18 protein-coding genes and 1 tRNA gene are annotated in these 21,549 nt (G+C 71.5%); 9 read left to right on the forward strand and 10 right to left on the reverse strand.

All coding sequences use genetic code 11. From position 1 onward, the window contains the following. The first annotated feature begins 135 nt into the window (after nt 1–135). Nucleotides 136–588: a MarR family winged helix-turn-helix transcriptional regulator gene (locus ABD978_RS16580; protein ID WP_345354498.1), complete on the forward strand. Its 453-nt coding sequence runs from the start codon at nt 136–138 to the stop codon at nt 586–588. 9 nt (nt 589–597) lie between these two features. On the opposite strand, the gene ABD978_RS16585 is transcribed toward ABD978_RS16580, so the two are convergent. Together ABD978_RS16585 and ABD978_RS16590 are read right to left on the reverse strand one after the other, a co-directional pair. After that, nucleotides 598–1,521: an ROK family protein gene (locus ABD978_RS16585; protein WP_345354500.1), complete on the reverse strand. Its 924-nt coding sequence runs from the start codon at nt 1,519–1,521 to the stop codon at nt 598–600. Next, on the reverse strand, nt 1,518–2,708 hold the full coding sequence (locus ABD978_RS16590) for an FIST signal transduction protein (RefSeq protein ID WP_345354502.1): 1,191 nt from the start codon (nt 2,706–2,708) through the stop codon (nt 1,518–1,520). Before ABD978_RS16590 ends, ABD978_RS16585 begins: the two co-directional genes overlap by 4 nt. Nucleotides 2,709–2,992: 284 nt before the next feature. Between ABD978_RS16590 and ABD978_RS16595 the strand changes: the two genes are divergently transcribed. The 3 genes from ABD978_RS16595 to ABD978_RS16605 all read left to right on the forward strand — a co-directional run bounded on the left by ABD978_RS16595 (nt 2,993) and on the right by ABD978_RS16605 (nt 7,113). Continuing rightward, nucleotides 2,993–4,375, forward strand: a complete 1,383-nt coding sequence (locus ABD978_RS16595) for a sigma 54-interacting transcriptional regulator (protein ID WP_345354504.1) — start codon at nt 2,993–2,995, stop codon at nt 4,373–4,375. 109 nt (nt 4,376–4,484) lie between these two features. After that, complete coding sequence (locus ABD978_RS16600) at nt 4,485–6,449, forward strand: VWA domain-containing protein (protein ID WP_345354506.1); 1,965 nt, start codon at nt 4,485–4,487, stop codon at nt 6,447–6,449. Nucleotides 6,450–6,516: 67 nt separating this feature from the next. Next, entirely contained in the window at nt 6,517–7,113 is a 597-nt protein-coding gene (locus ABD978_RS16605) for a hypothetical protein (RefSeq protein ID WP_345354508.1), read from the forward strand. Here ABD978_RS16605 and ABD978_RS16610 read toward each other — a convergent pair. Next, a complete protein-coding gene (locus tag ABD978_RS16610; protein WP_345354510.1) occupies nt 7,110–8,267 on the reverse strand; it encodes a cystathionine gamma-synthase in 1,158 nt (385 codons plus the stop codon). The genes ABD978_RS16605 and ABD978_RS16610 overlap by 4 nt on opposite strands. A 179-nt stretch (nt 8,268–8,446) precedes the next feature. Here ABD978_RS16610 and ABD978_RS16615 point away from each other — a divergent pair, with 179 nt between their 5' ends. Continuing rightward, on the forward strand, nt 8,447–10,612 hold the full coding sequence (locus ABD978_RS16615) for an MMPL family transporter (RefSeq protein WP_345354512.1): 2,166 nt from the start codon (nt 8,447–8,449) through the stop codon (nt 10,610–10,612). A gap of 110 nt (nt 10,613–10,722) precedes the next feature. Here ABD978_RS16615 and ABD978_RS16620 read toward each other — a convergent pair whose 3' ends face one another. After that, on the reverse strand, nt 10,723–12,093 hold the full coding sequence (locus ABD978_RS16620; protein ID WP_345354514.1) for a cystathionine beta-synthase: 1,371 nt from the start codon (nt 12,091–12,093) through the stop codon (nt 10,723–10,725). Between the two features lie 135 nt (nt 12,094–12,228). Here ABD978_RS16620 and ABD978_RS16625 point away from each other — a divergent pair, with 135 nt between their 5' ends. The 4 genes from ABD978_RS16625 to ABD978_RS16640 all read left to right on the forward strand — a co-directional run bounded on the left by ABD978_RS16625 (nt 12,229) and on the right by ABD978_RS16640 (nt 15,854). Then, nucleotides 12,229–13,596: an outer membrane protein assembly factor BamB family protein gene (locus ABD978_RS16625; RefSeq protein ID WP_345354516.1), complete on the forward strand. Its 1,368-nt coding sequence runs from the start codon at nt 12,229–12,231 to the stop codon at nt 13,594–13,596. Nucleotides 13,597–13,765: 169 nt separating this feature from the next. Continuing rightward, nucleotides 13,766–14,986 (forward strand): acetyl-CoA C-acetyltransferase, encoded by a 1,221-nt coding sequence (locus ABD978_RS16630; protein WP_345354518.1) that lies wholly within the window; start codon nt 13,766–13,768, stop codon nt 14,984–14,986. Nucleotides 14,987–15,209: 223 nt separating this feature from the next. Further along, complete coding sequence (locus tag ABD978_RS16635; protein WP_252777695.1) at nt 15,210–15,437, forward strand: DUF4287 domain-containing protein; 228 nt, start codon at nt 15,210–15,212, stop codon at nt 15,435–15,437. A gap of 6 nt (nt 15,438–15,443) precedes the next feature. After that, nucleotides 15,444–15,854, forward strand: coding sequence for a PPOX class F420-dependent oxidoreductase (locus ABD978_RS16640; RefSeq protein ID WP_345354520.1), 411 nt, complete (start codon nt 15,444–15,446; stop codon nt 15,852–15,854). A 75-nt stretch (nt 15,855–15,929) separates the two neighbouring features. On the opposite strand, the gene ABD978_RS16645 is transcribed toward ABD978_RS16640, so the two are convergent. The 6 genes from ABD978_RS16645 to ABD978_RS16670 all read right to left on the reverse strand — a co-directional run bounded on the left by ABD978_RS16645 (nt 15,930) and on the right by ABD978_RS16670 (nt 21,422). Continuing rightward, the gene (locus ABD978_RS16645) at nt 15,930–16,715 is read right to left on the reverse strand and encodes a Bax inhibitor-1/YccA family protein (RefSeq protein WP_345354522.1); all 786 of its coding nucleotides are present in this window, start codon (nt 16,713–16,715) and stop codon (nt 15,930–15,932) included. A gap of 241 nt (nt 16,716–16,956) precedes the next feature. Further along, a tRNA-Leu gene (locus ABD978_RS16650) sits at nt 16,957–17,031 on the reverse strand. Between the two features lie 99 nt (nt 17,032–17,130). Then, nucleotides 17,131–18,474 carry an NAD(P)/FAD-dependent oxidoreductase gene (locus tag ABD978_RS16655; protein WP_345354524.1) on the reverse strand — a complete coding sequence of 448 codons (1,344 nt, stop codon included), beginning with the start codon at nt 18,472–18,474 and terminating at the stop codon, nt 17,131–17,133. Nucleotides 18,475–18,806: 332 nt separating this feature from the next. After that, nucleotides 18,807–19,619, reverse strand: a complete 813-nt coding sequence (locus ABD978_RS16660; protein WP_345354526.1) for a uracil-DNA glycosylase — start codon at nt 19,617–19,619, stop codon at nt 18,807–18,809. 29 nt (nt 19,620–19,648) lie between these two features. Continuing rightward, nucleotides 19,649–20,707 carry a Ppx/GppA phosphatase family protein gene (locus ABD978_RS16665; RefSeq protein ID WP_345354528.1) on the reverse strand — a complete coding sequence of 353 codons (1,059 nt, stop codon included), beginning with the start codon at nt 20,705–20,707 and terminating at the stop codon, nt 19,649–19,651. A gap of 160 nt (nt 20,708–20,867) precedes the next feature. Then, nucleotides 20,868–21,422 carry a DUF501 domain-containing protein gene (locus tag ABD978_RS16670; RefSeq protein ID WP_345354530.1) on the reverse strand — a complete coding sequence of 185 codons (555 nt, stop codon included), beginning with the start codon at nt 21,420–21,422 and terminating at the stop codon, nt 20,868–20,870. Nucleotides 21,423–21,549 lie beyond the last annotated feature (127 nt).

Below are 21,549 nucleotides of genomic sequence, written 5' to 3' on the forward strand. Positions count from 1 at the left end.
CGTTGTGTTACATGACATTAGATGTCACGACATCTGTTGTCCGCAAGAGGGTTCGGTCAAATACTTGTCATGACATACGTGTCGTGTAACCTTTGCACCGTCGTCCGATTGCAGACGCGAGCGAGGGGGCGAACCGTGAAGCCCGTTGAAGAACTGCGGTACCTGATCCTGGCCGTGCAGCGGGAAGGGAACCGGATCCTCGCCGCACAACTACGGCCGCTCGGTTTGACCCCCTCCCAGGGCGAGGTACTCCGGGTGATGCACGACCATGGGCCCCTCACACTGTCGGCTCTCGGCCACCTGCTGGTCTGCGAGACCACTGCGAGCCCCAGCCGCCTGGTCGACCGCCTGGTGGGACAGGGACTTTTGGAGCGCACCACCGACCCGCACGACCGCAGATACGTCACGCTGACCCTCACCCCCGAAGGGCGGCGGCTGGAGCGCCGGGTCGTCACCGTCGAAGACCACCTGCACGGCGTCTTGGAACGGCTCGTCGCGGGCCAGCCGCTCGAGGAGACCATCCGGCTGTTGCGCAACATGGCGAACGAGTTCCCCGCCGGCCAGGCCCTCGCCCGCCGCCGGGCTTGAACGCGAACCCTAATCCGCGGTCCAGTAACGGTCCTCGGCGAGGATGAAGGCGGCGGCGCCGATCAGGCCGGCCATCTGGCCCAGGGCGGCGGGGACGACTCGGACCTGGCGGGCGAAGTCCATCCGGGCGTGTGCCCGTAGCGTGTCCTCGAGCGGCCGGAACAGCAGCGGGCCCGCCTGAGACAGGCCGCCGCCGATGGCCACGACCTCCAGGTCGCACAGGTGCGTCGCGGAGGCGATCGCCACGCCGAGCGCCCACCCCGCGCGGTTCATCGCCCGGACGGCGATGGGGTGTCCTCGGGCGGCGTCGGTGGCGAGGTCCTTGCCGGTCTCGCCCGGCCAGCCCTGCTCCCGCGCCCAGGCCGCCAGGCCGGGCCCCCGCGCGATGGCCTCCAGGCAGCCGCGACCGCCGCACTCGCACGGCGGCCCCTCATGGTCGACGATCACGTGACCGATATGGCCCGCGTTGCCGCTCACCCCGTCGACGAGGCGGCCGCCGAGGATCAGCCCGCCGCCGACGCCGGTCGAGACGACCATGCCCAGCATGTCGCCGCGCCCGCGGCCCGCGCCGCGCCAGTGCTCTCCGACCGCCATCGCGACCGCGTCGTTGTGGATCCGGACCGGCAGGTCCGGGTAGCGGTCCTGCAACCGCTCGCGCAGCGGGAAGCCCCGCCACGCCGGAATGTTGAGCGGCGAGACCTTCCCGCTCGGCCAGCTCATCGGGCCGCCGCACCCGACCCCGACGCCGGCGAGCCGCGCGGCGGGCAGCCGGTCGATCAGGCTGAGCACCGTCCGCCAGAGGGTCTCGGCGTCGGCGTGCGGCGGCTGCGGCGTGGAGATGCGCTCGTACGCGGCGATCCGCCCGCCCGGCTCGACCAGCGCGGCGGCCAGCTTGGTGCCGCCGACGTCGACCGCGAGGACACAGTCGGTCACGGGCCCTCCTTGCCGCCGGGGCCGAAGGCCAGGATGGACGCGGTGAAGCTGTGTACGTGGTTGCGCCCCGCGACCGGCCCGATCTCCCCCGCGGCGAAGAACCCGCCGACGCCGGGCCCGCCGAGCACGTCGCGCAGCGTGCGCACGTCATGGTCGGAGCCGGCGAACATCGCCCGGCCCCGCCCCGTGCACGAGAACAGCAGCGCGCCCTCGATGGGCGCCAGGTCCAGGTCGGCCAGCAGGTGGGTGAGGTCCTCGTCCGCCGCGCCGGCGTCGCGCACGTGGAAGCGCACGGTCCGGCCGACCTCGATGATCTCCCCGGCGGCCAGCGCCCCCACCTCGGGGTCCGCGCCGATCACGCCGCGGACCAGGAAGTCGCCGCGCTCCTGCCGCTCGGCGTACTCGTCCATGGCCACGCCGATCAGCAGCCCCGCCTCGACCAGCCGGCGCTCGTCCTCCGGCAGCCCGGAGACGATCTCCTCGAGCTTGGCCAGCGCCGACATGCCGGCCAGCTCGTACAGGATGTTCTCCTCGGCCTTGGTGACCACCATCGTCGGGCCGATGGGCCGGGCGCCCTGGCTGACCACGGTCGACGTCATCAGCGACCCGCCGAGGAGCACGCCGACGGCCCCGGAGTCGACGATCTCCCCGTCCGCGAACAGCCGGGTGGTCCCGCGGCCGCCCTGGCCGGTGGCCAGCCCGCCGACGAGCGGGAGCCCGGGCAGCACCTCCCCGGACCGCTCGACGAACGCGTCCACCGGGAAGCTGTACGGATCGGCCAGCAGCACCGCGACGACGTCGTCATCCCGGGTCTGCGGCATGCCCACGACCGCCAGACGCGCCATCGCCTCGCCCTCCGAGGCGGGGAACTTCAGCGTCTCCAGCCGGAACGGCTCGATACGGGCCTCCGGAAGCCGGGCCGCCCAGGCGCTCACCGCGCTGGACCCTTCGACTCCCTGGCTGCCGCCGATCACCCCGGAAGCGCCACAGCCGATCACGTTGGGGGTGCCCGCGATCTCCATCGCCCGCCGCGCCGCCGGCTCGACGGCCTCCGGGCTCGACGCGGACACGAAGACGAAAACCAGGTCCGGAGGGCCGTCCAGCGGCGTCACCGCCTGCGCCACCGCGGACTCCGCGGCCGCGACCAGGTCCGGCCCGACCGCCAGCCCATCGCCGAAGCGTGCCATCGCCCCCTCCCCTGCACCATGGGTCCGATGGTTACGGTCTACCACAGCCATCTGACGAAGCCACGAGTCAATGATCGACTTCGTAGCGCGACGCGCCCCGTGGTCGGATGCGGCGGCGGAGTTCCCGGCATAGGGTCATCACGAGCGAGCCCGACGCAGCGAGCGGAGTGGGCGGTGAGGCAAGAGCCGCCCATGAAGCCAGTGAGACGGGTGAGCATCTCTCTGACCTGGAGCAATGTGCTGCACCACGCCGGTCGTCCGGCGAGTGAGGAGCGGTACCCACAGTGAATACGCGACCAACGACACTCGGTGAGCTTCGGGCGGGCGGCCACGTGCACCGGTCTGTCAAGGCCGAGATCCGGCACAACCTGCTCGCGCGGCTGCGCTCCGGAGAGCCCCGGTTCCCGGGCATCGTCGGGTTCGACGACACGGTTCTGCCGCATGTCGAGCGTGCGCTCCTCGCCGGGCACGACCTCGTCCTCCTCGGCGAGCGCGGCCAGGGCAAGTCGCGGCTGATCCGTACGCTCGGCGGGCTGCTGGACGAGTGGACTCCGGTCGTCGAGGGCTGTGAGATCAACGACCACCCGTACGCCCCGGTGTGCGTGCGCTGCCGCCGGCTGGCGGCCGAGGCGGGCGACGAGTTGCCCGTCGCTTGGAAGCATCGGGACGAGCGGTACGGCGAGAAGCTCGCCACGCCGGACACGAGTGTCGGCGACCTCATCGGCGACATCGACCCGATCAAGGTCGCGGAGGGCCGTACGCTCGGGGACCCGGAGACCGTGCACTACGGCCTGGTCCCGCGCACCAACCGCGGGATCTTCTGCGTGAACGAGCTGCCCGACCTCGCCGAGCGCATCCAGGTGTCGCTGCTGAACGTCCTGGAGGAGCGGGACGTGCAGATCCGCGGCTACAACCTGCGGCTGCCGCTGGACGTCCTGCTGGTGGCCAGCGCCAACCCGGAGGACTACACGAACCGCGGCCGCATCATCACCCCGCTGAAGGACCGCTTCGGCGCGGAGATCCGCACGCACTACCCCCTGGACGTCGACGACGAGCTCGTGCTGATCGGCCAGGAGGCCGAGGTCGCGGCGGCGGTTCCGGTCCACCTGATGGAGGTCATCGCGCGGTTCACCCGGCTGGTCCGCGAGTCCCCGGCGGTCGACACGCGGTCCGGCGTGTCCGCCCGGTTCGCGATCGCGGCGACCGAGACGGTGGCGGCCTCCGCGCTGCGCCGCGCGGCCCTCGCCGGTGAGGAGCAGCCGGTGGCGCGCGTGTGCGACCTGCCGTCGATCGTGCCGACGCTGCTCGGCAAGGTCGAGTTCGAGGTCAGCGAGGAGGGCCGGGAGGAGGAGGTGCTGGCGCACCTGCTCCGCAGGGCCGTCGCGGAGACCTGGCGGCGCACGCTCGGCCCGGTCGACCTCAGCGGCCTGCTGGACCGGTTCGACAGAGGCGCGACGGTCGACTCCGGTGAACTGGTGGCGGCGGCCGACCTGCTGCACCACATCGGCCCGGTGTCCGGCCTGGCCCGCATCATGAACGGCCTCGGCATGGAGGGCGAGTCGCCGGGACACGCGGCGGCGGCGCTGGAGTTCGCGCTGGAAGGGCTCTACCTGATGCGCCGGCTGTCCAAGGACACCGAGGACGGGACCACCACGTACCGGACGTGACGTGCTCCGGTGCCGACCGGTTCCCCGACGCGGTCCGCGTCGGGCCCGACCGGGACGGAGCGAGCCCCCGGCTCGGTGAGGGCCGGACGTAGCGAGGGAGGAGGTCGCCGTGGCCGGATACCGCTACGGTCCGTACCACGAGGGGCCGGACCCGCTCGCCCCTCCGTACGACGTGCGCGCCGCGCTGGACGCCATGGGCGATTCGATGCTGGAGGGCACGAACCCCGGTGACGCGCTGCGCGACCTGCTGCGCCGCGGGCTGCCCGGCGCGCAGCGCCGGCGCGGGCTGGACGACCTGCTGCGGCAGGTCCGGTCCCGCCGGCAGGAGCTGCGCGGCCGCGGCCGGCTCGACGGCACGCTGGAGGAGGCCCGGTCCCTGCTCGACCGGGCGATCGGGCAGGAGCGGACCGCGCTGTTCCCGGACCCGAGTGATGACGCGCGGCTGCGGGAGGCCGAACTCGACACGCTCCCGGCCGACACCGCGCAGGCGGTGCGCCGGCTGGCGTCGTACGAGTGGCGGTCGCCGGACGCGCGGCGGACGTTCGAGGAGCTGAAGGACCTGCTGCGCCGGGACGTGCTGGACGCGCAGTTCCGCGGCATGAAGCAGGCGCTGAGCAGCCCCGACCCGGCCGCGATGCAGCGGGTCAAGGACATGATGGCCGCGCTCAACGACATGCTCGAGAAGGACGCCCGGGGCGAGCACACCCAGGAGGACTTCGAGGCGTTCATGCGGGAGTACGGCGAGTTCTTCCCGGACGATCCGCGCAACCTCGAGGAGCTCGTCGACTCGCTGGCGCGGCGGGCCGCGGCGACGGAGCGGCTGCTCGCGTCGCTCACCCCGGAGCAACGGGCGGAGCTGGCCGGGTTGATGGCGCAGACGCTGGAGGACGCCGGGCTGGCCATGGAGATGCAGCGGCTGGCGTCCTCGCTGCGGCAGCGCCGGCCCGATCTCGACTGGTCCGGCTCCGAGCGCATGTCGGGCGAGGACCCGATGTCGATGGGTGACGCGACGACCGCGCTGGAGGAGCTCGGGGACCTGGCGGAGCTGGAGGGCGCGCTGCGGCAGGACTACCCCGGCGCGCGGCTGGACGACATCGACGAGGAGGCGGTGCGCCGGGCCCTGGGCCGGCAGGCGGTCGACGACCTCGCCGAGCTGCGCCGCATCGAGGCCGAGCTCGAACGCCAGGGCTACCTCAAGCGCAAGGGCGGGGCGCTGGAGCTGACGCCGAAGGCGGTGCGGCGCCTCGGGGAGACCGCGCTGCGCCGGGTGTTCGCCCAGTTGGACACCGCTCGGCGCGGTGACCACGACCAGTCCGACGCGGGGCAGGCCGGCGAGCTGACGGGCGGGAGCCGGCCCTGGCGGCACGGCGACGAACAGCCCATCGACGTCGTACGGACGGTGTCGAACGCCCTGCGCCGCGGCGAGCACCGCTCCGGCGGGACCGGCGTGCGCCTGACGGTGGACGACTTCGAGGTGCTCGAGACGGAGCGCCGTACGGCGGCGGCGGTATGCCTGCTCGTCGACCTGTCGTACTCCATGGCGCTGCGCGGCACGTGGGGTTCGGCCAAGCAGACCGCGCTCGCGCTGCACACGCTGGTGGCGAGCAAGTACCCGCAGGACGCGATCCAGGTGATCGGGTTCTCCAACTACGCGCGGGTGCTCCCGCCCACCGAGCTGGCGGGCCTGGACTGGGACATGGTGCAGGGCACGAACCTGCACCACGCGCTGCTGATCGCCGGGCGGCATCTGGAGAAGCACCCGGAGCACGAGCCGATCGTGCTGATCATCACGGACGGCGAGCCGACCGCGCACCTGCTCCGGGACGGCCGTTCGTCGTTCGACTGGCCGCCGTCGCGCGAGACGCTGGAGCTGACGCTCGCCGAGGTGGACAAGATGACCCGGCGGCGCGCGACGCTGAACATCTTCATGCTCGCCGACGACGAACGCCTCGTCTCGTTCGTCCAGGAGGTCGCGCGGCGCAACGGCGGACGCGTGTTCGCGCCCACGCCCGACCGGCTGGGCGAGTACGTCGTGCGGGACTATCTGCGGGTCCGCCGTGGCCGGGCCGGGTGATCCGGCCGCGGGTCCGGTATGGGTCAGCGGAGCGTTTGAATTGACGGCCTCGGGCTAAGTTCACACCATGTCGAGCGCTGATCGCCTGCTAATGATCCTGCACATCGGCTTCGCGATCTTCGCGTTGGGGCCGCTGACCGCGGCCACCATGGCGACGCCTCGCTACATCCGCGGGGGCCGGCCGGGCATCGTGCGCTACCTGAACCGCGCCACCCGCATCTACGGCCTGCTCAGCCTGGGCATCTTCCTCTGGGGCGCGCTGCTGGCGCGGGGACAGTTCGACAAGGTGTGGCTGTCGGCGTCGATGACCCTGTTCATCGTCGCCCTGGTGCTGCTGGTCATCGTCGAGCGCGATCAGCGCAAGGCGGTGCACAAGCTCGAGGTGGCCCAGGCCGAGCGGCGCCCGGCGACGACGCCCGCCGCACCGCCGCCGGCCGCGAAGACCGCCGCGGCCGAGACGGCCGGCACGGACGCCGTCACCGCGCCGGGCGAGGGCCCGGCCCCCGAGCCGGCGACGGACGCGGGCACGGCGACGCCGGAGCCCGCGTCCCGGGCTCCACTCGGCGAGCCCGCCAAGGTGGAGACCGGCCGGATCGCCACGCTCTCCGGCGTCGTCGCGCTGATCTGGATCGTGATCCTCGTCCTGATGGTCTGGAACGCCTAGCCTTCCAGGGCCTGCTCCAGGTCGGCGAGGAGGTCGTCGACGTCCTCGATGCCCACCGACAGGCGTACGAGGTCGCCCGGCACCTCCAGCGGCGAGCCGGCGGCGGAGGCGTGCGTCATGCGCCCCGGGTGCTCGATCAGCGACTCGACGCCGCCGAGCGACTCCCCGAGCGTGAACACCTTGGCCCGCTCGCAGACGCGTACGGCCGCGTCCTCGCCGTCGACGTGCCGGAAGGAGATCATGCCGCCGAAGGCCCGCATCTGCTTGGCCGCGACCTCGTGGCCCGGGTCCTGCGGCAGGCCCGGGTAGTGCACGGCGCCGACCTTCGGGTGCCGGGTGAGGAACTCGGCGATCCGGGTGGCGTTGGCGCAGTGCCGGTCCATGCGGACGCCCAGCGTCTTGATCCCGCGCAGGGTGAGCCACGCGTCGAACGGGCCGGCGACCGCACCCATGGCGTTCTGGTGGAACGCCAGCTCCTGGGCCAGCTCGACGTCGGCCGCCACCAGCGCGCCGCCGACCACGTCGGAGTGGCCGCCGAGGTACTTGGTGGTCGAGTGGACCACGACGTCGGCGCCCAGGGCGAGCGGGCGCTGCAGGTACGGCGAGGCGAAGGTGTTGTCCACGACGAGGCGGGCGCCGGCCTCCCGTGCCACGTGCGCCAGCGCGGCGATGTCGGCCACGCCGAGCAGCGGGTTCGTCGGGGTCTCCACCCAGATGAGCTTCGTCTCCGGGCGTACGGCGGCGCGCACGGCCTGGACGTCGGTCAGCGGCACGGGGTCGTACGCCACGCCCCACCGGGCGAGGACCTTGGAGATCAGCCGGAAGGTGCCGCCGTAGGCGTCGTTGGGGATCAGCACGTGGTCACCCGGCTTGCAGACCGTCCGCAGCAGGGTGTCCTCGGCGGCCATGCCCGAGGCGAACGCGAGCCCTCGCACGCCGCCTTCGAGGGCGGCGAGGCACTCCTCCAGCGCCGTACGGGTCGGGTTGGCCGACCGGCTGTACTCGTATCCACCGCGCAGGCCGCCGACGCCGTCCTGCTTGTAAGTGGACACCTGATATATCGGCGGCACGACCGCCCCTGTCGCGGGGTCGGCCTCTTGACCTGCGTGAATGGCGAGGGTCTCGAAGCCGGCCTCGTGGTTGAAACCGTCCATGCACGCGAGGTTAGTGCCTCGCAAGGGGCATCCGTACGGTGCGCCGTCCCTACCGGGGGATGACCCGTCTCCACCGTAGGGACTAGACCGGAAATCGACTCCGACGGTGAGGCAAAGCCCGTTTTACCTGGATATCGTCGGGGCGTTACTCGAAGACACTCTACGAAGGGGAGCCACCCGTGTTCGGATGGCTGGGGCGCGGTGTCGTCAGACACCCATGGTGGACGATTGTCGCGTGGCTCGTCGCGGCAGCCGTCCTGGTGGTGTTCGCCCCCAAAATGACCACCAAGTCGGACCAGCAGGCGTTCCTGCCGAAGAAGTACGAGTCGATCGCGGCGGCGAGCCTCGCGGAGAAGGCGTTCCCGAGCGGTGACCAGAAGGTCAGCCGGGAGATGGTCGTGGTCAAGCGGAGCGACGGGGGCTCGCTGACCAGCGCCGACCAGCAGAAGATCGGCGATGCGGCCAAGGCGATCCAGGCCAAGGCCATCCCGAGCGTGCAGGGGGTCATGACCGACCCGAAGCAGACGCTCTCGCAGAACCACAAGGTGCAGCTGATCGTCGTCATGCTGCCGAACGGCTTCGACAGCAAGACGCAGAAGGCGGGCCAGAACGCGGTCAAGCAGGTCCGCGCGGTGACCGCCGACCAGCTGAAGGGCAGCGGACTGGCCTACGGCGTCACCGGCGACTACGCGTCCAGCCTGGACAACGAGAAGTCCAACAACCAGACCATGGCGCTGATCGGTCTGGCGACGATCGTCCTGATCATCGTGCTGATCCTGATCATCTTCCGCAGCCCGATCGCGGCGTTCCTGCCGATCATCGTGATCGGCCTGGTGTCCCAGGTGACGAACGCCGTCACCGCGTTCATCGGGAAGGCGTTCGACCTCAGCTTCGACCAGGGCTTCTCGGTCATCATCCTGGTCGTCCTGTACGGCATCGGTACCGACTACATGCTGTTCCTGCTGTTCCGGTACCGCGAGCGCCTGCGGGCCGGCGACGACAAGAAGACCGCGATGATCACCAGCGTCGAGCGGGTCGGCGAGGCCATCGCCTCGGCCGCCGGCGCGGTCATCGCCGCGTTCATCGTCCTGGTGCTCGCCTCGTTCAAGGCGTTCGGCGCCCTGGGGCCGCAGCTGGCGATCGCCGTCGCCGTCATGTTCGTCACGTCGCTGACGCTCGTCCCCGCGATCGTCTCGCTGCTGGGCCGCTTCGTGTTCTGGCCGTCGAAGGCGTGGAAGAAGGAGCCCAAGCCCGGCCTGTGGGTGAAGATCGGCAACGGCGTCGGCCGTCGCCCGGTCGTCGCCGCGCTGGCCTCCGGTCTCGTCCTCGTGGCCCTGGCCGCGGGCGCCCTGGCGTTCAAGGCCGACTACGACTTCCAGGCCTCGGCCCCGCAGAACACCGAGTCGGCCAAGGCGATGAAGGACCTGCGGGCGAGCCTGCCCCAGGGTCTCACCGCCCCCACCGAGGTGTACGTCCAGGGCAACGGCCCGCTCGACAAGGCCGCGGTGAACAAGTTCGACCAGTCCCTCGCGGGCGCCAAGGGCGTCGGCCAGGTGGCGCCGGCGCAGTACAGCCAGGACCAGAGCGTCGCCAAGATCACCGTCATCCTCAAGCTGAACCCCAACTCCAACGAGGCGATCAGCCTGGTCAAGGGCCCCTTCCGGGCCCTCGCGCACCAGAACGCCCCGCCCGGCACCAAGGTGCTGGTGGGCGGCACGACCGCGGTGTTCGCCGACATCAACACGATCAACAACCGCGACCTGTCGGTCATCCTCCCCGTGGCGGTCCTGCTGATCGGTCTGATCCTCGCGCTGCTGCTGCGCGCGCTGGTCGCGCCGGTCTACCTGGTGATCGCGGTGCTGCTCGGCTTCACGGCCACGCTGGGCGCGACCGTCGGGCTCTTCCAGGGCATCGAGGGCAAGGACGGGCTGATGTTCCAGCTCCCGATCATCTTGTACCTCTTCGTCCTGGCGATCGGCACCGACTACAACATCCTGATGATCGCCCGGCTCCGCGAGGAGGCACGCGAGGGGCATGACCCGCGTCAGGCCGCCAAGCTCGGCATCCAGCACGCCGGGCCGACCGTCGCGGCGGCCGGTGTGATCCTGGCGGGCACCTTCGGTGCCCTGACCCTGTCGCCCGACTCGATGTCGGCGGAGATCGGCTTCGGTGTCGCCATCGGCATCCTGCTGTCCGCCTTCGTGATGTCGGCGTTCTTCGTGCCGTCCATCACGGCGCTGATGGGCCACAAGGCCTGGTGGCCCGGGCACGGCGACGCGGCCCGGCGCTCGAAGGAGCCGCCGCCGGCCGCCGAGCCGTACGACCTGGTCGACCGTCGGGTCTGATCGGCCGACGGGTCTGATCGGCCGGTAAGCACCGAGGCCCCGGTGGCGCGCTCGTCGCGCCACCGGGGCCTCGTCGTTCATCGGCCGCCCGGCCGGGCGGCGCGACCGGGTCAGCCGCTCGCGAGGAAGCCCAGCAGGTCCTGCCGGGTGATGAGACCGGCCGGTTTGCCGTCGACGAGGACGACGGCGGCACCGGCGTTCTCCAGGACGCTCACGGCCTTGCTCACGCCCTCGCCCGAACCGACCATCGGCAGCGGCGGCGCCATGTGGTCCCGCAGCGGGTCCTCGAGGCCCGCCTTGCCGCTGACCAGGGCGGCCAGGAGGTCGCGCTCGCCCACGGAGCCGACCACCTCGGCGGCCATCACCGGCGGCTCCTCCTTCATGACGGGCAACTGCGAGACGTCGTACTCCCGCAGGATCGCCACGGCGGTGCCGACCGTCTCGTGCGGATGGACGTGCACGAACTCCGGCAGCACGGAGGCCTTGCGGGCCAGCACGTCGGCGATGCGCGGCTCCTCGGTCTCGGCGCTGAGGAAGCCGTAGTCCGCCATCCAGTCGTCGTTGAAGATCTTCGACAGGTAGCCGCGCCCGCCGTCGGGCAGCAGGACGACGACCACGTCGTCGGGGCCGGCCTCGGCCGCGACGCGCAGCGCGGCCACGACCGCCAGCCCGCAGGAGCCGCCGACGAGCAGCCCCTCCTCCCGGGCCAGCCGCCGGGTCATGGTGAACGAGTCCTTGTCGCTCACGGCGATGACCTGGTCGCAGATGTCCCGGTCGTAGGTCTCGGGCCAGATGTCCTCGCCCACGCCTTCGACGAGGTACGGCCGACCGGTGCCGCCGGAGTAGACCGAGCCCTCCGGGTCCGCGCCGATGACCTTGACGCGCCCGCCCGAGATCTCCTTGAGGTACTTGCCGGTGCCGGTGATGGTGCCCCCGGTGCCGATGCCCGCGACGAAGTGCGTGACCCGGCCCTCGGTCTGCGCCCAGATCTCCGGCCCCGTCGTCTCGTAGTGCGAGCGCGGGTTGTTCGCGTTGGCGTACTGGTCGGGCTTCCAGGCTCCGGGGATCTCGGCGGCGAGCCGGTCGGAGACGGAGTAATAGGAGTCCGGGTGGTCGGGTGAGACGGCGGTCGGGCAGACCACGACCTCGGCCCCGTACGCGCGCAGGACGGCGATCTTGTCGTTCGCCACCTTGTCCGGGCAGACGAAGACGCACCGATAGCCCTTCTCCTGCGCCACGATCGCGAGCCCGACGCCGGTGTTGCCGGAGGTGGGTTCGACGATCGTGCCGCCCGGCTTGAGGGCGCCCGACTCCTCGGCGGCCTCGACCATCCGGACGGCGATGCGGTCCTTCACCGAGCCGCCCGGATTGAAGTATTCGACCTTGGCGAGCACCTGCGCCCGAGCTCCGGTCGTGACGTTGCGGAGGCGTACAAGGGGGGTGTCCCCGATGAGCTCCGTCAGCGAGTTGTGCACGTGCACCAGCGACGTCCCTGTCGTCGGCAATAGTTCAGTTCAGACGGTACCCCACCCAGGCGTCATCACGTTCCGTCTACCATCGGTCACGATTCGCTGTTACCGTCGATCGACGCATGGCCCCACCCCCGGGAGACGACCATGGCGACAGGTTGGCCACCGCCGGGCGGACGCCGCCCGGGTCCGCGACGGAGTGTCGCGGCGATCGCCGTCCACCTCGGCCTCCTGGCCGGCCTCGGCTGTGGGGCCGCCGGTCACGGCGATCGGATGCGCCCCGCCGCGTGGCAGGACCCGGCCGCCGGCGCGGTCGGCCGGCCCGCGATCGGCGGAGGCGTCACGGCGGTGCCCTCTCTCGGCGCCGACGGACGGCTCCGTACGCTCGTCCTCGACCTGGCGAGCGGACGGCGCCTGTGGTCACGGCCCGCGACGACGGCCGGCCGCCCGGCCGACCTGGGGGTGACCCCGGCCGCCGTGGCCGGAGCGCCGGATCGTCCCGTGGTCGTGAGCGCCGAGCCGCGGGCCTCCGGCGCCGCCGTGGTCGGCCGCTACGCACGCGACGGGCGGGAGCTGTGGGCGCGCGCCGTCGGGACGACCTTCGGGCCGGCCCGCTGCGGCGACGCGATCTGCCTGTCGGAGTTCACCGCGCGGAAGGACGCGCGGTTCGCGGTGGTCGAGACCGCCACCGGCGCGACGTCGTGGACGATGCCGGGGATCGCCGAGGTCGAGTGGGCCGATGACCGCCGCGTGGTGGTGTTCCGGATCGCCGGTCATCCGGTGGTCGAGGCCCGCGACCTCGGGACCGGCCGGCTGCTCTGGTCCTTCTCCGTCGAGGAGGCCCTCGGCCGGCCGGTCGACCTGTCCGGCGGCTGGTCCTTCGGGGTGCTCGACGACCGGCTCATCGGCTACCTGGCCCCGTACCGCGCGCGGGACGACGCGCCGCTGTCGGCGTTCGGCTTCTTCGCCGTCGGACTCGACGACGGGCGTCCGCGGTGGGTCCACCGGCGGTCGCTCCGCGTCTACCCGAGCGCGAGCCCCGCGGTCGCCCTGATCACGCGTGACGTCGACTCCCGCGACCGCGACGGCGGGTTCGCCCAGCTCGACCCGCGCACCGGCCGTACGGTGGCGACGGTCCCGGCCCCGCCGGACGCCGGCGGCGACTGGTGGCCCGCGTTCCCCGCCGACCTGTCCGCCCTGGGCCTGCTGCGCCCGGGGCACGCCGGGCGGGCGTACGACCTGCGGACCGGGCATCGGATCGCCGGGCACGTACGGGCCTGGTCGTACTGCACGGTCGGCCCGACGCCGCTGCGGATCAGCGGCAACCCCGGGTTCCTCCCGGTGCCCGCCCTGTGCCCGTACGACCTGTCGACCGGCCGGCGCCCGTCCGCCGCCGGTCCGCCGCCGGGCTGGTACACCGGCTCCGTGACCGGCTGGCGGGTGTGGCGCGACGAGCGCGGCGGCCTGCACGGCCGGCATGACGCCTCCGGCACCGTCCCCGGCATGCTCGGCTGACGCACCTCCCGCGGCTTCGCCACAGCGCCTCCTGTGGCTTCGCCACAGTGCTTTCGGCGGCTTCCCCGAAGTGCGGCTACCCGTCAGTAGGTTTCGCCGCCGACACGCAGTAGCCTGCCAACGGGACACAGGGCCACCGCCCGGTCGGCCAAGGAGAAGGAGACCCATCATGCCCGAGGCTGTCATCGTCGCGACCGCACGCTCTCCCATCGGGCGGGCGTTCAAGGGATCGCTGAAGGACCTGCGTCCCGACGATCTCACCGCGCGCATCGTGCGGGCGGCGCTCGACAAGGTCCCGCAGCTGGACCCGAACGACATCGACGACCTGCTGCTGGGCTGCGGCCTGCCCGGCGGCGAGCAGGGTTACAACATGGCCCGCGTGGTCGCCCTCCTCCTCGGATACGACAACCTCCCGGGCGCCACGATCACGCGCTACTGCTCCTCGTCGCTGCAGACCACCCGGATGGCCTTCCACGCCATCAAGTCCGGCGAGGCGGACGTCATCGTCTCGGCCGGGGTCGAGATGGTCAGCCGGTTCGCCAAGGGCAGCAGCGACGGCCTGCCCGACACCCAGAACCCGCTGTTCAACGAGGCTCAGGCCCGTACGGCCAAGCGTGCCGAGGGCAACGCCGAGACCTGGCGCGACCCCCGCCAGGACGGTGGGCTTCCCGACGTCTACATCGCGATGGGCCAGACCGCCGAGAACGTCGCCCAGTTGCGCGGCATCGGCCGCGCCGAGCAGGACGAGTTCGGGGTGCGCTCCCAGAACCTCGCCGAGAAGGCCATCGGGAACGGCTTCTTCGAGCGGGAGATCACGCCGGTCGAGCTGCCGGACGGCACCGTGGTGGCCAAGGACGACGGCCCGCGCGCCGGAACGACGCTCGAGAAGGTCTCCCAGCTCCAGCCGGTCTTCCGGCCCGACGGCACGGTGACGGCCGGCAACTGCTGCCCGCTCAACGACGGCGCGGCCGCGGTCGTCGTGATGAGCGACACCAAGGCCGCCGAGCTCGGCATCACGCCGCTCGCCCGCATCGTCTCCTCCGGGGTCTCGGGGCTGTCCCCGGAGATCATGGGCCTCGGACCGGTGGAGGCGTCCCGTCAGGCTCTGAAGAGGGGCGGCCTGACGATCGACGACATCGACCTGGTCGAGATCAACGAGGCGTTCGCCGCCCAGGTGATCCCCTCCTACCGGGACCTGGGGATCGACATCGACAAGCTGAACGTGAACGGTGGCGCGATCGCGGTCGGCCACCCGTTCGGCATGACCGGGGCACGCATCACGGGCACGCTGCTCAACGGGCTGCAGTGGCACGACAAGACCTTCGGCCTCGAGACGATGTGCGTCGGCGGCGGCCAGGGCATGGCGATGGTGTTCGAGCGCCTCAGCTGAGGGCCTCGGTCACGCGCTGGTCAAGCTCGCGGCCCGTTCACGTGAAACTCCCCGGCGGGACACCCGCGCCGGGGGGTTTCGTTAGCAGTTCGTAACCCGCGAGGGGCGCATCGTGACGAAGGATCTACGTGCCGTGACAGAAAGCTCTCCGTAGGGGGGTTGTGTGATTGCGATGCGTGTTGCAGAGTCGTCAACAAGCAGCCCGCCCATCCAGGAGGTGCCTATGTCTTTGAACCACTCACCGGAGACGCACAAGAATCTCATCGCACGCATCCCGAAAGTCACAGGACGTGACCTCCCCGAGTGGTTCGAAGCCATCGACAACGGCCCCGCCTTCCTACGCTGCGACGAGCGGGTCAACTGGCTTGCGGACGAGCACGGGCTCTCGCACGGTTACGCCTCGGCCCTCGTGCACGAGCACGAGCTGCATCGGCGCGCCGTCCGGTTCTGACCCCGCGTGGAGCAGCGCAGGGCACTCGACTTCATCACCAAGCACCATCGAGCGGTGATGGTGACGTTCCACGCCGACGGCCGCCCGCAGACCTCACCCGTCCTCTGCGCGGTCGACGACGAGGGACGGATCATCGTCAGCACGCGTGAGACCGCGGCGAAGACGCGCAACCTGATGCGCGATCCCCGCGTGACCTTCTGTGTCTTCACCGACGCGTTCTTCGGCGAATGGATCCAGGTCGACGGCGAGGCCGAGATCGTCCCGTTGCCCGAAGCGATGGAACCACTGATCGACTACTACCGGAAGGTCTCCGGCGAGCATCCCGACTGGGACGACTACCGCGCCGCGATGGAGCGCGACCGCCGGGTCGTCGTCCGGGCGACGATCGTCCGCGCCGGCCCTGACTTCCACGGCTGAGACGGCGCCGGCGCCCCCGCGTGAGGCGGGGGCGCCGATCACTTCGCTGTCGGGGCGGCGCGTTCGCCGGCCGGCTCAGTCCCGGCTGTAGAAGTAGGACAGGAACCGGAGCAGCTCCAGGTAGATCCAGACCAGGCTCACGGTCAGCCCGAACGCCGCGAGCCACGCGGCCTTCCGCGGGGCGCCCGAGCGGACCCCGTCCTCGATGGAGCTGAAGTCCAGCAGCAGGAAGAAGCAGCCAACGAGGATCGCGGCGAGGCTGAAGACGATGCCGAGGGGGCCGTTCTCCCGGATCCCGATGCCGCCGACGTGGAAGAACGACACCAGCAGGTTGAGCACCATCAGGCCCATGAGGGCGAGCCCGGCGGCGACCACGAAGCGGACGAACCTCGGGGTCACCCGGACGATCCGCAGGGCGTAGACGGCCAGCGTCGCGCCGAACGCCAACGCGGTGCCGACCACCGCCTGCAGGACCACCCCGTTGTAGACGGAGTTGTAGGCGTGGCTCACCACGCCGACCGCGACGCCGTACGCGGCGGCGTAGCCGAGCACGAGGACGGGATTGACCCGGCGGCCGAACGTCAGGATCGCCCAGCAGATCAGCCCGACCACCACGGCGGCGAGCGCGACGGCGTTGGCCAGCCGGTCCGGGACGAGGACCCAGGCGGCGGCTCCGGCCACGACGAGCGTGCCGAGCGTCAGGAACGACCGCACGACGACGTCGTCGATCGTCATGGACCGGGGCGGCGCGTACGCGGACGCGTTGTACATCGCCTCGAGCTGGTACACGCTCGGGGCCCCTCCCGACGCCTGCTGCCCGAACGCGCCGCGCCGGGACAAGACCGGGTTCCGGCTCTCCATGTAACACCCTCCCGACTCGCTGTGACCGTTCAACGACAGCGTACGGTCACAGTGTTCCCACCGGCACGACGTGACTCTCCCCGCCGCAGGTACGCATATATCACGAAACGGATAGTGCGGCACGGCCGGTATCGGACGAGAAACGGCAGACCGATACCGGCCGAACTGACGGCCATAACGCCGCCGGGAGCACTCGGACGAAAGGTGTGGATTGCTCCACGACACCTCTGTCAACGTGCAGTGCCCCCGGTCGGGGTCGAACCGACACAACCGACTCTTTTAGGGAGTCTGCCTCTGCCTGTTGGGCTACGGGGGCGGCGTAATCATACCGGGCATGAGCCAATAAGGGACCACCCAGTAAATGCGACAAATAACGCCTATTAGTGCCGCGCCCTAATTACAGGCCGAATACCGATCAGTCTTTCGCGGCCAGCTCGAACTCCTCGCGAGGTCGTGTGATGGAGCCGAGCGAGACGACCTCGCGCTTGAAGAAGAAGGCGAGGGTCCAGTCGGCGGTCACCCGCGCCTTGCGGTTCACCGTGGGCACCCGGGACAGGTGGTACGTCCGGTGCAGCCACCACGCGAGGAGACCCCGCAGCTTCACGCCGTAGATCTGCGCGACCCCCTTGTGCAGCCCCAGGCTCGCGACCGATCCGGCATACGCGTGTTTGTAGGGTTTGAGCGCCTTACCGCGAAGCGCGGCGAGAACGTTGTCCCCCAGAACCTTCGCCTGCCGGACGGCGTGTTGCGCGTTCGGCGCGGTCAGGTTGCCCGGTTTCGTCAGGTCGGGGACGGCCGCGACGTCGCCCGCGGTGAATGCGCCTTCCACGCCCTCCACCGTCAACTCGGCGGTCGCCTTGAGCCGGCCCTTGTCGTCGATCGGAAGATCGGTGCGCCGCACGACGGGATTGGGCTTGACACCTGCCGTCCAAACGAGCGTTCCCGCGTCGAATTCCTCGCCGTCGCTGAGCACGACGTGGTGCCCTTCGGCGGATTTGAGAAGCGTCTGGAGCTTGATCGCGATACCGCGCCGGCGCAGCGCCTCGATCGTCCAGCGGCCCATGTCCGGGCCGACCTCCGGCAGGATGCGGTCGCCCGCCTCGACCAGCACCCACTTCATGTCGGACGCGTCGACGTTCGGGTAGTACGCGCAGGCGTCGCGGGCCATGTCCTCCAGCTCGGCCAGCGCCTCGACGCCCGCGTATCCGCCGCCGACGAAGACGAACGTCAGCGCCCGCCTCCGGACCTCCTCCAGTTCGGTCGAGGCCGCGATGTCGAGCTGCGCGAGCACCTGGTTGCGCAGGTAGATGGCCTCCCCCACCGTCTTGAACCCGATGCCGCACTGGGCGAGACCGGGGATCGGCAGGGTGCGGGAGATCGATCCGGGGCAGAAGACCAGGAGGTCGTAGGAGAGCATGCGCGTCTCGGCGACCTGCTCGGATCCATCGCCCTCCGCGCTGGTGCTCCCCACCACCTGGACCCACGCCTGGCGCTTCGCGTGCTCGATCTTGGTGACCCGGCCGTTGAGGATGGTCGCCCGCGGCAGGACGCGGCGCAGGGGCACGACGACGTGCCGGGCCTCGATGTTGCCGGCCGCCGCCTCCGGCAGGAACGGCTGGTAGGTCATGTACGACTGAGGGTCGACGACCGTGATCTGAAGTTCACCGCTCTTGAGCTCGCGGCGCATCTTCTTGTGCAGCCGGAGCGCGGTGTACATGCCGACGTAGCCGCCACCGACGATGAGCACGTGCGTTGCCATACGGGTTTCGGTACCCATGGCGTCCTCCCGAAACGGGCTGAGACTTTGTGAAAACTTTCACAACCTCGCTTTTTACTCTAATCCGGCACGTCGCCCAAGCACAGACCCCGCCTTGTGAAACCGATCACGTACGAACCAACGGGCGGGCGGCCGCGTCAAAGAGGGAGAAGGAACCGGTGCGGAGTGACGGGTGGCGCGAGGGGGCCGTGCAGTGGGAGCGGGGGCTCCACTGTGCGCCGCTCCACCCGTCACCCGCCCGGTCCGTCATCTGCCGGGTGGCCCGGCGCGAACGTGCGGCCGCGTCCGCGAGAACGGGGCGCGCCGGCTCCGGTTCAGCCCGGCAGGCCCGCGTACTCTCGGGCCCTGGTGAACACCGCGTCGAGCATGGGCTCGGTCACCCGGCCGGTGAAGGTGTTCTGCTGGCTCGGGTGGTAGCAGCCGAGCAGCAGCGTCTCCGCGCCGCCCGGCGCGGTCAGCGCGACCTCGGCTCCGTGCCCGAACGCCGGACGCGGAGCGGGTACGGCGTACCCGGCCTCCTTCAGCGCCGGCCACAGCGCCTGCCAGCCGAACCCGCCGAGCACGACGATCGACCGGACCGTACCGGCGACGAAACCGAGTTCCCGAGCCAGCCAGGGCAGGCAGGCCGCGCGTTCGGCGGGGGTCGGCTTGTTGGCGGGCGGGGCGCAGCGCACCGAGGCCACGACGCGGGCGCCGAGCAGCCGCTGGCCGTCGGCCGCGTGGGTGCTGGTCGGGATCGCGGCCAGGCCGGTCCGGTGCAACGACGCGAAGAGCCAGTCACCGCTGCGGTCCCCGGTGAAGATCCGTCCGGTGCGGTTCCCGCCGTGCGCGGCGGGTGCCAGGCCGACGATGAGGATCCGGGGCTCGGGGTCCCCCCAGCCCGGGATGGGCCGCCCCCAGTACTCCTCCTCCGCGAACGCCCGGCGGCGTTCGACGGCGACCTGTTCCCGCCAGGCCACGAGGCGCGGGCAGGCACGGCACACCGACTGCCGCGCGACGAGTTCGCCGAGGGTGGGGGCGGAGTCCGCGAGGGCCCGCACGTCCGCCGGCGCCGCCGCCACCGGCGTGTCCGGGGTGGCGGGGTCCGCTGGATGTCCGGATCCCGGGGGGATGAAGGGGGCGTTCATGCGGGCGGGCTCGGTTCGCTTCTCCGGCGTCAGACCAGCGACCACGCGATGCCGTCGAGGATGTCGCGCTCGCTGACGATCACGTCGGCGAAGGCGTACTCGCGCATGATCCGGTCGAGGATGAGCGCCCCGGCGCCGATGACGTCGACCCGTCCGGGGTGCATGACGCCGATCCTGCTGCGCTCCTCGTGCGTGGAGCGCAGCAGCGTCCGGGTCACGTCGTGCACCTGGCGGGCCTTGATCCGCGACAGGTGGATGCGCTCGGAGTCGTACGCCGGCAGGTCGAGCGCGATGCCCGCCACGGTGGTCACCGAACCGGCCAGCCCGACGAGGGTCCGCGCCTCGGCGACCGGAACCGCCGGCAGGCTCGCGGCCGGCGCCCCTTCGGCCGGCGGGCCGGCGGGCGCGGCCGGATCGGCGCCCACGGCGCCGTTTCCGGGCGGCATCGGGACGCTCGCCGGCTCCGGCGCCGGCCGGCCGTCACGCACACTGGCGAGGGCCGCGTCGATGTCCGCGACGGCGGCGGCGACCTGCTCGGGCGACGGCGGGTCGGCCCGCAGGTGCCGCTCCGTCAGCCGGACGCAGCCGATGTCGACCGAGCGCGCGGCCTCGACCTCGGTGGTGCCGAAGACGAACTCGGTGGAGCCGCCGCCGATGTCGACGACGAGGTACGGGCGCATCGGCCGCAGGGCCGACAGATCCTTCGTCGCGCCGATGAACGACAGGTGGGCCTCTTCCTCACCGGTGATCACCTCGGGCGCCACGCCGAAGATGTCGACGACGCCCCGCACGAAGTCGTCCCGGTTGGACGCGTCACGGGTGGCGCTGGTCGCCACGACCCTCGTCCTGATGGGAGTGCCGGTGACGTCGTGCGCGGCGATCAGCTTCGCGTAGCCCCGCATGGCGGCGAACGTGCGGTCGAGGGCCTCGGGGGCCAGGCGACCGGTCTTGTCGACGCCCTGCCCGAGCCGCACGATCTCCATGCGGCGTTCGAGGTCGGTCAACCGGCCGTCGACGATGTCGGCGATGAGCAGACGGACGGAGTTCGTCCCGCAGTCGATCGCCGCGACACGCGTCGCTGTGCTCACGATTCGTTCGCCTCCCGGCGCACCTCGTCGGCGCGGTCCTCCCGCGCTCCCCGGCGACGGCGATCAACGTGACCGCCGCCTCCGCCTCCACCTCCGACCGCGCCCGAGGGGCCCGGCTCACGCGGGCCGCTCGCTCCGGCCGCCGACTTACACCAAATCATTACAAGGCCTGACGGTTCTCGTCATCGGATCCCGGGGACTGTCCGGCCTCGGTGCCACATGTGGTCGCGCACGAGCCGGCGCGCCACCAGTCCGGCATCCGGTCCAGGGCCTCCCGGCCGAAGGGATTGGCCCCCGGCACCGCGAGTTCGTGCGCGACCAGGGCGTGCAGGCACTTGACCCGGGACGGCATGCCGCCCGCGCTCTGCATCCCCTCGGGGAGCGGCTCGACGCCCTCCCCCTTCGCGGCGGCGTCCCGGCGGTCGAGGTAGTCGCGGTGCGCCGCCTCGTACGCCGCGGCCAGCTCCGGGTCGGCGTCGAGCCGGGCGGTCATCTCCCGCATCAGCCCGCTCGCCTCCAGCGTCCCGATCGCCGACGCGGCCTTCGGGCAGGTCAGGTAGAACAACGTCGGGAACGGCGTGCCGTCGGGCAGCCGGGGCGCGGTCTCCACCACGTCGGGCAGCCCGCAGGGGCAGCGATGGGCGATCGCCCGCAGCCCACGCGGCGCACGGCCCAGTTGCGCGGCCACCGCCGCGACGTCGCGTTCCTCGATCACCGGGTAAGCCCTCCGGAGTCACCGGCAGGCCCGCCTGCCGACCTGTGGCCACGGCACCGGGCCGCCGCCGTACTCCGGCCGCCGGTCATCGGCGTGCCGGATCGGCGCCGGCGGGTCGGTGCCGCGA

It is taken from the genome of Actinoallomurus liliacearum (genome assembly GCF_039542035.1).
In the GTDB taxonomy this organism is placed as follows: domain Bacteria; phylum Actinomycetota; class Actinomycetes; order Streptosporangiales; family Streptosporangiaceae; genus Actinoallomurus; species Actinoallomurus liliacearum.

What these genes read in the sequence shown, in the direction of transcription:
- ABD978_RS16610 (WP_345354510.1), bottom strand. Translation starts at nt 8,267, where the DNA reads ATGGACGGTTTCAACCACGAGGCCGGCTTCGAGACCCTCGCCATTCAC.
- ABD978_RS16660 (WP_345354526.1), bottom strand. Translation starts at nt 19,619, where the DNA reads ATGAACGCCCCCTTCATCCCCCCGGGATCCGGACATCCAGCGGACCCC.
- ABD978_RS16590 (WP_345354502.1), bottom strand. Translation starts at nt 2,708, where the DNA reads ATGGCACGCTTCGGCGATGGGCTGGCGGTCGGGCCGGACCTGGTCGCG.
- ABD978_RS16630 (WP_345354518.1), top strand. Translation starts at nt 13,766, where the DNA reads ATGCCCGAGGCTGTCATCGTCGCGACCGCACGCTCTCCCATCGGGCGG.
- ABD978_RS16655 (WP_345354524.1), bottom strand. Translation starts at nt 18,474, where the DNA reads ATGGCAACGCACGTGCTCATCGTCGGTGGCGGCTACGTCGGCATGTAC.
- ABD978_RS16635 (WP_252777695.1), top strand. Translation starts at nt 15,210, where the DNA reads ATGTCTTTGAACCACTCACCGGAGACGCACAAGAATCTCATCGCACGC.
- ABD978_RS16645 (WP_345354522.1), bottom strand. Translation starts at nt 16,715, where the DNA reads ATGGAGAGCCGGAACCCGGTCTTGTCCCGGCGCGGCGCGTTCGGGCAG.
- ABD978_RS16605 (WP_345354508.1), top strand. Translation starts at nt 6,517, where the DNA reads ATGTCGAGCGCTGATCGCCTGCTAATGATCCTGCACATCGGCTTCGCG.
- ABD978_RS16625 (WP_345354516.1), top strand. Translation starts at nt 12,229, where the DNA reads ATGGCGACAGGTTGGCCACCGCCGGGCGGACGCCGCCCGGGTCCGCGA.